At 70.0% G+C, this 11,963-nt stretch carries 10 protein-coding genes; 4 read left to right on the top strand and 6 right to left on the bottom strand.

Annotated features, from left to right (window positions below):
• Window positions 1-20 precede the first annotated feature (20 nt).
• Complete coding sequence (locus Ahu01nite_RS26550) at window positions 21-362, top strand: cyclic-phosphate processing receiver domain-containing protein (RefSeq protein WP_203839352.1); 342 nt, start codon at window positions 21-23, stop codon at window positions 360-362.
• Window positions 363-365: 3 nt separating this feature from the next.
• Here the strand turns inward: Ahu01nite_RS26550 and Ahu01nite_RS26545 are convergent, their stop codons facing one another.
• Entirely contained in the window at window positions 366-1,946 is a 1,581-nt protein-coding gene (locus Ahu01nite_RS26545) for a dolichyl-phosphate-mannose--protein mannosyltransferase (RefSeq protein ID WP_438874832.1), read from the bottom strand.
• A 66-nt stretch (window positions 1,947-2,012) separates the two neighbouring features.
• Here Ahu01nite_RS26545 and Ahu01nite_RS26540 point away from each other — a divergent pair, with 66 nt between their 5' ends.
• A complete protein-coding gene (locus Ahu01nite_RS26540; protein ID WP_203839397.1) occupies window positions 2,013-2,453 on the top strand; it encodes a DUF6228 family protein in 441 nt (146 codons plus the stop codon).
• Window positions 2,454-2,590: 137 nt separating this feature from the next.
• Window positions 2,591-4,126 (top strand): M1 family metallopeptidase, encoded by a 1,536-nt coding sequence (locus tag Ahu01nite_RS26535; RefSeq protein ID WP_203839350.1) that lies wholly within the window; start codon window positions 2,591-2,593, stop codon window positions 4,124-4,126.
• Window positions 4,127-4,143: 17 nt separating this feature from the next.
• On the opposite strand, the gene Ahu01nite_RS26530 is transcribed toward Ahu01nite_RS26535, so the two are convergent.
• The 5 genes from Ahu01nite_RS26530 to Ahu01nite_RS26510 form a co-directional block, all read right to left on the bottom strand.
• On the bottom strand, window positions 4,144-5,289 hold the full coding sequence (locus Ahu01nite_RS26530; protein ID WP_239159153.1) for a DUF2786 domain-containing protein: 1,146 nt from the start codon (window positions 5,287-5,289) through the stop codon (window positions 4,144-4,146).
• Window positions 5,290-5,335: 46 nt separating this feature from the next.
• On the bottom strand, window positions 5,336-6,481 hold the full coding sequence (locus Ahu01nite_RS26525; RefSeq protein ID WP_203839348.1) for a hypothetical protein: 1,146 nt from the start codon (window positions 6,479-6,481) through the stop codon (window positions 5,336-5,338).
• Window positions 6,478-6,981 carry a SigE family RNA polymerase sigma factor gene (locus tag Ahu01nite_RS26520; protein WP_203839347.1) on the bottom strand — a complete coding sequence of 168 codons (504 nt, stop codon included), beginning with the start codon at window positions 6,979-6,981 and terminating at the stop codon, window positions 6,478-6,480. Before Ahu01nite_RS26520 ends, Ahu01nite_RS26525 begins: the two co-directional genes overlap by 4 nt.
• A gap of 14 nt (window positions 6,982-6,995) precedes the next feature.
• Entirely contained in the window at window positions 6,996-8,327 is a 1,332-nt protein-coding gene (locus tag Ahu01nite_RS26515; protein WP_203839346.1) for a pectinesterase family protein, read from the bottom strand.
• A gap of 118 nt (window positions 8,328-8,445) precedes the next feature.
• Window positions 8,446-10,614 carry an MMPL family transporter gene (locus tag Ahu01nite_RS26510; protein ID WP_203839345.1) on the bottom strand — a complete coding sequence of 723 codons (2,169 nt, stop codon included), beginning with the start codon at window positions 10,612-10,614 and terminating at the stop codon, window positions 8,446-8,448.
• Window positions 10,615-10,757: 143 nt separating this feature from the next.
• Between Ahu01nite_RS26510 and Ahu01nite_RS26505 the strand changes: the two genes are divergently transcribed.
• The coding region (locus tag Ahu01nite_RS26505) for a sensor histidine kinase (protein WP_203839344.1) at window positions 10,758-11,963 on the top strand (1,206 nt) is incomplete at its 3' end.

The raw sequence follows: 11,963 nt of genomic DNA, 5'->3' as shown, positions 1-11,963 counted from the left end.
CACAGCCCTATCCTGGTGCCGTGACAACCGTGCTCGTGGACGACCTCCGGGACTTCACCGACGGTCGCCCCGCCACGGTCGCCCGCACCAGCGCCGAAGGGGTCACGCTGCTCACGGCGCTGCGCGGGTCGCGGATCGACGAGCTCTGGCTCGACCACGACCTCGGCGGCGACGACACGATCTGGCCGGTGGTCGAGGTCCTGGAAAGGGCCGCCTTCGAGGGGACGCCGCTCGACGTGGGCGCCGTCTTCGTCCACTCCGCCAACCCTCCCGGCGCGGCCAAGGTGGTCCAGGCCCTCACCCGATGGGGCTACCCGGTCCGCATCAGCACAGGCTCACCCGCCCTCGGCTACCAGGGCTGACGCTCAGAACCAGCGGTTGCCCAGCCACAATCGGGAGAGCCAGCTGTCGTACGGGATGATCTGGCCGACGAAGAGCGGGTAGAAGTAGGCGAAGCAGAGGGCGACCAGGGTGACGTAGACGCCCGCGACCACGACGCCGATCAGCTGCCGGTCGGTGCGGCCGGAGCCGGTGGCCATCCCCTCGGGCGGGGTCATGATGGCGCCCAGGGCGTAGACCACGGCGAGGATCAGGAACGGCAGGGCGGGCAGGGCGTAGAACGAGAACATCGTCCGGCCGTCCTTGATCGCGTAGTAGAACCACGGGAGCAGGCCGGCCGCCGCGCCGGTGAGGATGGCGTAGGCGCGCCAGTCGCGGCGGGCGATGCCGAACCAGATCAGCGCGGCCAGCGCCGGCAGGAACGACCACCACAGGATCGGCGTGCCGAGCAGCAGGATCTCCCGGGCGCATCTGGCTTCGCCGCAGCCCGTCACGTTGAGCGGGAAGAAGAAGTTGACCGGACGCCCCAGCAACAGCCACTGCCACGGCCACGATTGGTACGGGTGGTGCGACGTCAGGCCGCTGTGGAACCCGTACGCCTCCTGGTGGTAGTGCCACAGGTTGAGCAGCGCGCCGAGCACGGGCGGTTCGCTGAGCCCGTTCGCCTCCCGGAAGTGCCGGAACCACCCGTCGTCCGTGACGAACCAGCCGGTCCACGTGGCCAGGTAGGTCACGAGGGTCAGCACGACGCTGAGCACGCCCCAGCTCAGGTCGCGGACCAGCCCGGCGAGCCACGACCCCTCGATGCCCGCCGAGCGCCGCGCCTGCACGCGCCACACCACGACCAGGGCACCGAAGAACGGCAGGAAGAACAGAGCACTCCACTTCACGCCGCAGGCCAGCCCGAGCAGCACCCCCGCGACGAGCAGCCACCACGGCACGATCCGCGGCATTCCCGGCATGCTGTCACTGTCGTAGGAATCCTCCAGCGCGTGCAGTAACCGGCGCCGATAATGGTCGCGGTCGAGCACGATCGCGGCGAACGAGGCCAGCACGAAAAGGCCCAGGAAAATGTCCAGCAGCGACGTGCGCGACAGCACCAGCTGAAAGCCGTCCAGCGTCATCAGCAGCCCGGCCGTCCCGGCCAGCACGATCGAGTGGAACATCCGGTAGGCGACCCGGATCAAAATGAGAATCATCAGCGTCCCGGCGACAGCCGCCGGAAAACGCCACCCCAGCTCATTGTTCCCGAACGCTTTCTCACCGAGCGCGATCAGCCATTTCCCCAAAGGCGGATGCACCACGTACGCCGGCCCGTTCGTCTTCTCCGGATCCCACTCCACCCCGTGCGTCAGCATGTCCCACGCATCGGTCGGGTAATACACCTCGTCGAAGACATACCCCTTCGCCCCGGTGATCCCGTTCAACCGCAACACCGCCGCGATCGCCACCACCACAGCGGTAACCACCCACGAATACGGATCCAGCCAGTTCTCCAACGACGCCAACCGCCGCCGGACAACCTCCGGCACGCCCCGCACCCCGGCAGCGGTCGGCGCGGCCACCTCCGCTGCAGTCCCGGTCTCCGCCGCCGCCACGTCAGTCACCCCGCGATCGTAGGGGCTCAGCGCCAGAAACGGAGCCCGCCAACCCCGGCGGGATAATGCCCGATCATGAGTGAGTGGTTTGTTCTGGGCAGGCCGGATGCCATGCGGTGGGTCGTTCATCCGCCACACGACTCCTACGGAGACGACTACATCTTCTCCGCTGCCATGGAGCTGCACGACGAGGGCCTGACCGCCACGACAGTGGCCCAGGTCGACGGGGTGAGCGGCGACATCGCGATGCTGCTGCCCGCCTTTGTGGAGCAGCTCGCGGCCGACTGGCAGGGCTGGCACGGGGTTCGCCGGTGGCGGGCGCTGGACGGCGCGGCGGCTCTGGACGCCCGCCACGACGGTCGCGCCCTGGTGACGTTGGGCGTGACGTTGCGAGCTGCGGACCCCCGGGGCGACACAGGGTGGTCGGCGCGGGTGGAGTTCGGGCTGGAACCGGGGGAGGAGATGCGCCGGTTCGCGGAAGCGGTCAGCTTTCCAGGACTGCCCTCATCTCGATGATGGCCCGGTCCACTCCGGCCCAGACGGTGGCGAGCGGTGCTTCGATGTCGGTCTCGGCGGTGATTGAGGCCATGCGTTTACCGTAATTTGTTGAGATCGCGGGTGGTGCGGGGGCCCGGGGAGCGATTGTCTTCGATATGTTCGGGCTGACTGGTTCTTCGACGGAAGGAAGCTCGACCGTGCGACGACTACTGGTGGCGGTTACCGCCACGGTGCTGGCTCTCGCCGGGACGGCCGCCCCCGCCGCTGCCGCGCCCGCGCCCGGTGGGGCGGGCCTCGGGGATGAGTATTTTCCCGATTATGGCAACGGCGGCTACGACGTGTCCCACTACGACATCCGGCTGCGGTACTACCCGGATCAGGATCGGCTGACCGGGACGACGACGATCCTGGCGAGCGCCGAGCAGGATCTCAGCTCCTTCAACCTCGACTTCATTCTCGACGTGTCCTCGATCCGGGTGAACAACCGTGCCGCGACCTTCCAGCGGCAGGGCGATCACGAGCTGGTCGTCACGCCCGCGCGGGCGGTTGCCAAGGGGCAGGCGCTGACGGTTGTGGTCACCTATTCGGGGGTGCCGTCCAACAAGGTCGCCGCGGGATACACGGCGTGGATCCGGACGCCCGACGGCGCCCTCGCGGTCGGGGAGCCGGAGGAGGCCTGGTGGTGGTTCCCGAGCAACGATCACCCGAGTGACAAGGCGACGTTCGACGTGTCCGTCGCGGTGCCCGACGGCGTCGAGGTGATCAGCAACGGCGTGCAGCCGCGCAACCCGTCCCGGGAGCTGCTCGGGTGGAGCCGCTGGTACTGGCGCTCGGCGAAGCCGCAGGCCACCTATCTGGCGTTCATCGCGATCGGGCAGTACGACATCACCCGGGACGTGACCGCGGACGGGACGCCCGTGATCAACGCGTACTCGCAGCTGTTGCCCGAGGATTATGCGGCCGCGGCGCGGGCGAGCGTGGAGCGGACCGCCGAGATCACCGACTGGGAGTCGACGATCTTCGGGCCGTGGCCGTTCACCGCGCGCGGCGGGGTTGTCGCGCCGCCGGGGTCGCTCGGGTTCGCGCTGGAGAACCAGTCGCGCCCGAACTATTCGGCCGCGTTCTTCCGCAGCGGTGCCAACCCGTACGTCGTGGTGCACGAGAACGGTCACCAGTGGTTCGGTGACGCGGTCTCGGTGGCGCAGTGGAAGGAGATCTGGCTCAACGAGGGGTTCGCGAGTTACGCCGAGTGGCTCTGGTCGGAGAAGGAGGGCGAGGGCACGGCGGACGAGATCTTCGATTATCTGTACGCCACCGAGTCCGACGATTTCTGGACCGTCGAACCGGGTGACCCGGGACCGGCGAACGTCTTCGACGGCGCGGTGTACGACCGCGGCGCGATGACCCTGCACCAGCTGCGCAAGGCCGTCGGCGACGACGACTTCTTCGCGATCCTCCGGACGTGGGTCGCCCAGCACCGCTACGACCACGCGACCACCGCGCAGTTCATCGCGCTGTCGGAGCAGATCTCCGGGCTGCAGCTCGACGACCTGTTCCAGACCTGGCTCTACACGCCGGCCAAGCCCGCCCTGGACAGCGCCGCCGGGGCAAAAGCCGCAAAAGCCGCCAAAACCCCGGTCAAGGCCCCGGCGTCACTGGCCAAGATCCGCGCGGCACACCAGCACCGGTAACACGAAGGGCTGGGAGTTCAGCGCAGCGTCGCCGCGTCGGCCGCGATGCGCCCGGACTCCCAGCCTTCCTCGCTGTCCACCCGGAAACCCCGGCCCCGCACCGTACGCGGAAAGGCCTTGTCCCGAGCCTGTTGAACCTGCACGTCGCGTGAGCGCAGCACGGGCAGAAGCGCGGCGGCGTCCCGGCTCTCCTCCAGCGCTGCCCGGTCGGCTTCGGCGAGGCGTTCACCGATGCGGACGGCGTACCCGATCAGGAAAGACTGCCGGAACGTCTTGAGCCGGGCCCGGCCGGCCTTGCCGCCCGGCGGCTCGGCGCGCGACATCGCCCGGTGCGCCTGCACCAGCAGCGAGGCGTGCAGCAGGTCGACGGCGTCCAGGTCGGCGTCGAAGCCGAAAACGGTGGCGAACCCGAACTCGGGCGACCACACCACGTGACATCTGTTCGCACCGGCGACGGCGTCGAGCAGGGACGCCTTCTCGCTCTCGTACGGGTGGTCGATGCCGATGCGGCGGGCGTACGGAACGACCTGGGCGTCACCCGACGCCTCCAGCAACGCCTCGTCCAGGCTGTGCCGGGAGATCAGCTCCTGGGCCTTGGCGCTGTAGGCCTCCGCCTCGGCAGGGAACGTGGTCGACTCGGCCTTGGCCAGCAGCGCCCGCACCCGGCTGAGCAGGGCCTCGGAGCCCGGGGACCGCGCCGGACGGGCGACCTGCCCCGGCGGCGGGATCAGGATCTCGATCGGCGGCAGCGTGGTCAGCACCTTCAGCGCCTGCAGCACGGCGTCGATGAGCGTGACGCGGTCGGCACGCCGGTGCTGGACGACCTGGGTCACGTAGCCGTCGTCGGAACCCCACCAGACCGTGGCACCGAGATCCTCGGCCTGGGCGCGCCAGCGCGGATCGATCGTCCTGGCCTTGAAATCCTTCTGGTACGCGGCCACGGCGTCGACGATCAGGTGCCCGCAGGCCGGGTTGCCGCGCCGGGCCGTGACCCTGTGCAGCTCCGCGGGCTGCCATCCGGCGCGCAGGAGGCGGCCGACGGCGTCGAACAGCATCCCGGTCAGCACCGGGTCGACCTCACCGGCGGGGGAGACGGTGAGCAGATCGAGCCCGTCCTCGTACCCGATCCGCCCACCGACGACGGCCGCAGCCGTCTCTCTCACCGAAGTCACCCCGCAAGTCTGCCCGACGGGGTCAGCCCTCACGTCGTCAGCACTGCCAGGAGCGCGGTCCGACCGGTTCCTTGCCGTCCTTCAGGGAGACGGCGCTGCCGACGACCAGGCTGCTGTCCGAGACGGCCATCGCGGTGCCGCCCTGCCCCGCCGGGGTGGCGAGCCGGATCTCGTCCTCGCCGTGCCAGACGCTGCCGCCGGCGACCACCCAGCCTTCGCTGTTCACGGTGTCGGCGGGTCCCTCCTTGCCGGGCCTGGTCAGCTCGCCGGTGCGCAGGTTCCAGAGCGCGACCTCCTGCGCCGGCCAGAGACCGCCCGTCGCCCAGTCGCCGCGGCCCGCGTACGCGGCGGCGACCTGCCCGGCCGGCACCTTGAGCTTGGTGCCCCGGCCCTGCTGGTCCCACGTGTAGCCGGCCACCGCGCTGCCGTCCACGTAGATCGAGCCGATCAGCGTGCCGTCGTCGAGGATGGCGTGCACGTTCGCACCCTCGGGCAGCGGCAGCCTCGTCGCGGTGGTGGCGCCGTCCTTCCAGATCACCGCGAAGCTGTCCTTACCGCCCGAATTGCCGAGCGGCTCCAGGTTGATGACGATGTCGCCGGCCGCGTTGATCGCCGGCTCCGGGTAGATCGTCCAGCTCCCTGGCGGCGTACGCAAAATGGTCAGCTTGTGGTTCTCGAAGCGGAAGACGGAGTCCCGGTTGTTCTCCGTGAGCAGCCCGACCACCACGCCGTGCTCGTTGACCGCGGAGGCCTGCACCGAGTCGCCGTCCACCGGCAACGCCTCCGCGCGCCCGCCGGTCCACAGCACGCCCCGGAAGTCCTGGCCGACCGTGCCGTTGCCGGCGATGTACTTCCCGGTCGGGTCGACGGCCTCGGCGATGACGTCCTTGACCCCCTTCGGCACGGCCAGCTTCGTCATCACGCACGACGACTTCCCTGTTGTCACCGGCGACGGCGCCGGCGAGGGCACGACGGCGACAGGGGCCGCTTTCGGGGCGGGCTTCGGGGTCAGCAGGGGCACGCCGATCAGCACCCCGGTGACCAGGGCGATGCTGCCCGCCGCCTGCAGGGCCCGCCGCCTGCGCGTACGCCGCCGCCCGGCCAGCAGCAGCCCGGCCACGTCGACCCGGCTCGGCGGCACCGGCACCGCTGCGAGCCGCTCGTGCAACTGGTTCTCGGTCATCGTGTTCCTTCCGCGGTGGCCATCGGCAGAACTTCCCGGAGCGTGGCGAGGCCGCGCGAACATTGACTCTTGACGGTGCCCGCCGTGCAGCCGAGCGCCTCGGCGGTCGCGTCGACCGACAGGTCATGGAAATACCGCAGGACGACGACGGCCCGCTGCCGCTTGGGCAACGCCCGCAGCGCCGTCAGCACCTCGTCCCGCTGCTCGACATCCGGCGCCGCGGCCCTGCCGTCATCCGGCAACCGGTCCCCGAGCAGCACCTGCGACCACTTGCGCCGCTTCTCGTCCAGGAACCGCCGCACCATGATCCGGTGCACGTACCCGTCGAGGTTGTCGGCCGCCGACGCCTTCCTCCAATTCGTGTAGAGCGATGTCAGCGTCGCCTGCACGATGTCATCCGCCTGGAACGCGTCGGCGCAGAGCAGATACGCCGTCCGGTGCAGCCGCGGCAGCCGCCCCTGCACATACTCGACGTACTGCCGCTCCAATTCGGGCCGCATCCCGCTCCTCCCGCTCAGTCCGTCCTGAGGTCTCCCTGACTTGTCGCACCCGGGACGGCAACGGGTTGCATCAGGGTCGCGTACTCCCAGAGGCGGTTGTGGTTGACGTCGTTCAGGTCGCGGCCCGGCTCGATCGGGGCCGTGAACGGGCGCGCGGTGGTCGCCGCCGGTGCCCAGGGGGTGGCCGTGGTGAAGCCTGCGCCGATCACGCTGTTGCGGATGACGAGCTGGCCGTTCGGGGTGACGCCGGGGAGGTAACCGGTTGCGCTCGCTCCCTGGTCCCAGGCGCGGCCGAGGAAACCGGTGGGCGCGGCTGCGTACCCCGCGTCGGCTGTCATGAGGGAATGGGTGACCAGGAAACCGTACGGATAAAGGGGTGCGGTGTTCGGGGCGAAGATGACGCCGCCGGAGGGCTTGCGGGTCGAGACGAGGTGGAATCGGGTGTGGTCGAAAACGGCGGCGGCGCGGCCGAAGACGAAATCGGTGTCGCCCTCGATGTAGCTGTTCCGGACGGAGACGCGCGCGATCCGCTCGACGTCGTTCGCGTTCGCCATGAAGGTGTCCTGCCGGCTGATCAGGTGCATTTCCTCCAGCTGGGTGCGATCGGCGTCCGTACGCAACGCAAGTGCCTGATGCGTCCCACGGTCCACGGTGTCCAGCAGGGTGTTGGTGATCGTCAGCCCCTTGAGCTGCAGGTCCGTGCTCTGCCCCCAGACCACGGTCGCGCAGAGGCCCGCATTGGTGCTGGTCCTCGTCGCACACGACTGGAACATGTCCCAGGCCGGGTCGCCCTGCGCGTACCGCGATCCGCCGGGGTTCACCAATTCCGCCCAGGCGGCCGGTGTGATGATCGCGTCGACGGTGAATTCGAGGCGCGGGTTGCCGATCCCGTAAATGGTCAGCGGGGGAGTGCCCGCCGGAATGAACACGGTCCCGGTGTATGTCCCCGGCCGGATCGCGAGATACAACCGCTTGGTCCCGCCCTTGCGGAAAGCCGCGTTCACCGCCTCCTGCACCGTCGCGAATCCGTGTCCCCCGACCACGAAGTCAGGCGGCGCCTTCCTGATCGGCGCAGGCCGCCACGGATCCGCCACCGGAGCGGCATAAAGCCCGGAAAATCCTAAATAATTTGCTGGTACGAACGGAGCGGCCTCCGCGCGCGACAGCACCGGCCGCGTCACCGTTCCCGGTGCGGTGAGCCCGGTCGTCTGTCTCGGACCGCTCGCAGCCGGACCGCTCGCAGCCGGACCGCTCGCCGCGGGACCGACTGCCGCGGCCGCCGGGCTGCTCGCCAGTGCCGTGACCGCTACCGTGGCCGCGGCCGTGATCCATCGTGCAATGCTCATCGGCTCTCCTCAGGAATGCGCTTACCTCAGCACTTTCACGCATCCTAAGATCGAGGAAGATCAATGAAAAGACCGGCCGCCCCATTCCTGGGACGGCCGGCCTGCGGGCTGACCGGGGCTACCGGGCGGCGCCGACGAGTTCCCGGTCCGGTTCCTCCGCATCCGGGGTGGTACGCAGCTTGTCGCCCTCCACGTCCACGTCCGGCAGAACGCGGTCCAGCCAGCGGGGCAGCGCCCACGCCCGCCGCCCGAGCAGCGTCATCACCGCCGGCACGATGGTCATCCGGACCACGAACGCGTCCAGCAGGATCGCGGCGGCCAGCGCGAAGCCGATGGACTTGATGATGGACTCGGGGGAGAGGATGAAGCCCGAGAAGACGCTGACCATGATGATCGCCGCGGCCGTGACGACCCGGGCGCCGTGGCTGAAACCGTTGACCACCGCGTCGGTCGGGGCGGCGCCGTGCACGTGTTCCTCGCGCATCCGGCTGACCAGGAACACCTCGTAGTCCATGGCCAGGCCGAAGACGATGCCGATCAGCAGGACCGGGATCAGGCTGACGATCGGGCCGGTCTCGGAGACGCCGAGCAGGTCGGCGCCCCAGCCCCACTGGAAGACCGCGACCACCGCGCCGAACGTCGCGGCGACGCTGAGCAGGAAGCCGCCGATCGCCTTGAGCGGCACCAGGATCGAGCGGAAGAGCAGGGTCAGGAGCAGGAAGGCCAGGACCACGATCGTTGCCAGGTACGGCAGCAGCGCCGCACCCATCTTCGCGGAGATGTCGATGCTGACCGCCGTGGCGCCGGTCACCGCAAGGGTGGCCCCGCCGGACTCGGGCAGGTCACGGATCGCGTGCACCAGGTCGGTCGTCTCCTGACTGTCCGGGGCACTGGACGGGATGACCTGGATGATGGCGGTGTTGCCGGCCGGGTTGAGGGTGGCGGGGCTGACCGCGACGACGTCCGCGAGACCCTTGATCGTCTGAGCCGTGGCGTCCGCCGCGCCCTTCGGGTCGGTGCTGCCCGCGGCGTCGACGACCACGATCAGCGGACCGTTGAAGCCGGCGCCGAAGCCCGCGCTCAGCAGGTCGTACGCCTTGCGCTGGGTGGTCTCCTCGGCGGCCGTGCCGTCGCCGGGCAGGCCGAGCCGCAGGTCGAGGGCGGGGATCGCGATGATCAGGAGGCCGACGACGGCGCCGACCAGGGTGAGCACGGGGCGGCGGGTGACGATCTTCGCCCAGCGGCGGCCTGCGGGTTCCTTGGTGCGGACGCGGCGCTTGGGGGAGGAGTTCACGCGCTTGCCGGCGAAACCGAGCATGGCCGGGAGCAGGGTGAGCGCGATCAGGACGGCGATGACGACCGCGCCGGCGGCGGCCAGGCCCATCTGGGTGAGGAACGGGACGTTCGCGACGGTCAGCGCGGCGAGCGCGATCACGACGGTCAGGCCGGCGAAGGTGACCGCGGAACCGGCCGTACCCGTCGCACGTCCTGCTGCTTCTATGCCTGTGCGTCCCTCGGTGAGCTCGTGGCGGTAGCGGGAGACGATGAACAGCGCGTAGTCGATGGCCACGGCGAGCCCGAGCATCAGCGCGAGCGTGGGCGTGGTGCTGCTGAGGCCGACGAACCCGGTGGCGATCTGGATACCGGCCATCGCGGCGGCCACCCCGAGGATCGCGGTGAGCAGCGGCAGCCCCGCCGCGACCAGCGAGCCGAACGTGATCACCAGCACGACCGCGGCGACGAGGAACCCGATCGCCTCCCCGGCACCCTGCTCACCCGGTTCCTGGATCGCGTCCCCGCCCGCCTCGACGGTCAGGCCCGCGTCCCGGCCGGTGGTCATGGCCTCCTTCAGCGCGTCCCGGTCGGTGCCGGTCAGATCAATGGCCTGCACTTTGTACGACACCGTGGCGTACGCGACCGTGCCCGCCTGGTTGATCGTGGCCTGCAGCGGGTCGGAGACGTTCGCGACCTGCGCGCCCTTCTTCAGCTCGGCGACGGTGTCCTCGATCGCCGACTTGTTCGCCTTGTCGGTGAGCTTCGCGCCCGCCGGTGCCGCGAAGACGACCCTGGCCTGGGCGCCACCCGCGCCGGCCTGCGGGAACCGCTGCGCGAGCAGGTCCTGTGCCTCCTGGGCCTCGGTGCCCGGGATGGAGAAGCTTTCGGCGGTCGGGCCGTTCAGGGTGAACGCGCCGACGCCCAGGGCCGCGATCATCGCGAGCCACAACGCGAGGATCAGCTTCCGCTTACGGAAGCTGAACTTGCCGAGCCGGTACAGGTAGGTAGCCACCCCAGAACGGTCCCGTTCCCGGCCCCGGAAATCGTCCTCCCAGCGCAGTCAGCTCCCTACCATGATCGTGGTAGCCGGCCGGGGGCCTGCTTACTACATCGGGATGACGAGGCACCGGCCGATCGCGCGTACGGTGCTTGGTGATGGATACCTGGGACCTCAAGCGGATCAAGGCGTTCAAGCACGCGGCCGAGAAGCCGCTCCTGCTCGACATCCTGTTCGCCGGCGTGCTCTCGTGGGCGGTGCTGCGCAAGGCCGCCGCCGACGACCACGTGGCCATGGGTGACGTCATCGTCGCGTTCGTGGCCTTCGTCGCCGTGCTGCTGCGCCGGGTCCGCCCCCGCGTCGCGCTGGGCATCGCGGTCGCCTCCACCGTCGGCGCGATCCTGCACGGCGTGAGCAACCCCGGCCTGATCGCCGCGCTCGGCGTCATCACCTACTCGATCGCCGCCCACACCAGCCGCCGCAAGGGCCTCGCCTGCGCCCTGCTGGGGTCGGCCCTCATCTACGTCACCGGCCTGATCGTCGCCCCCGGCGACTGGTGGCGATTCGAGAGCCTCGCCGTCTTCGCCTGGATCTTCATGGCCGCGGCGGTCGGCGACGCGGTCCGCACCCACAAGGCCTACATCCACGAGGTCGAGGAACGCGCCCGCCACGCCGAACAGACCCGCGAGGACGAGGCCCGCCGCCGCGTCATGGACGAACGCGTCCGCATCGCCCGCGAGCTCCACGACGTCGTCGCCCACCACATCGCCGTCATCAGCGTCCAGGCCGGCGCCGCGGCCCACATCCTCGAACGCCGCCCCGACCAGGTCGGCCCCGCCCTCGCCCACATCCGCGAAGCCTCCGACACCGTCCTGAGAGAGATCCAGTCCGTGGTCGGCGTCCTCCGCAACGAGGACGAAGCCACCAGCACCGAGCCCGCCCCCGGCCTCGCCCGCCTCCCCGAGCTCCTGACCGCCCTCGAAAGCGCCCACTTCTCGGTACGCCCCCAGCAGCGAGGCCTGGCCCGCGAGCTGCCCGCCCTGGTCGACCTCGCCGCGTACCGCATCGTCCAGGAAGCCCTCACCAACGCCCACAAACACGGCATCGGCCCCGTCCGCCTCCTCATCGAATACGCCCCCAGCGGCGTCATCCTCGAGGTAACCAACGAGATCCGCCCGGGTTCGCCCGCCGCCACCCGCCCCACCACGGCTTCAGGAGCTACGGCCGGTTCGGGCAGGGCTGGGCTGAGCGCGGCCGGCTCGGTTGCGGCTGGGCTGAGCGCGGCCGGCTCGGTTGCGGCTGGGCTGAGTGCGGCCAGGTTGGGTGCGGCCAGGTTGGGTGCGGCTGGGTCGGGTGAAGCCAAG

It is taken from the genome of Winogradskya humida (assembly GCF_016862215.1).
Classification (GTDB): domain Bacteria; phylum Actinomycetota; class Actinomycetes; order Mycobacteriales; family Micromonosporaceae; genus Actinoplanes; species Actinoplanes humidus.
The sequence above is the reverse complement of the archived record's forward strand: the minus strand, read 5'-3'. Positions and strand labels throughout refer to the sequence as shown.

Bases quoted from the DNA above. Each gene is read 5' to 3' on its own strand.
- Ahu01nite_RS26540 (WP_203839397.1), top strand. From the start codon at position 2,013: ATGAGTGAGTGGTTTGTTCTGGGCAGGCCGGATGCCATGCGGTGGGTC.
- Ahu01nite_RS26535 (WP_203839350.1), top strand. From the start codon at position 2,591: ATGTTCGGGCTGACTGGTTCTTCGACGGAAGGAAGCTCGACCGTGCGA.
- Ahu01nite_RS26525 (WP_203839348.1), bottom strand. From the start codon at position 6,481: ATGACCGAGAACCAGTTGCACGAGCGGCTCGCAGCGGTGCCGGTGCCG.
- Ahu01nite_RS26520 (WP_203839347.1), bottom strand. From the start codon at position 6,981: ATGCGGCCCGAATTGGAGCGGCAGTACGTCGAGTATGTGCAGGGGCGG.
- Ahu01nite_RS26515 (WP_203839346.1), bottom strand. From the start codon at position 8,327: ATGAGCATTGCACGATGGATCACGGCCGCGGCCACGGTAGCGGTCACG.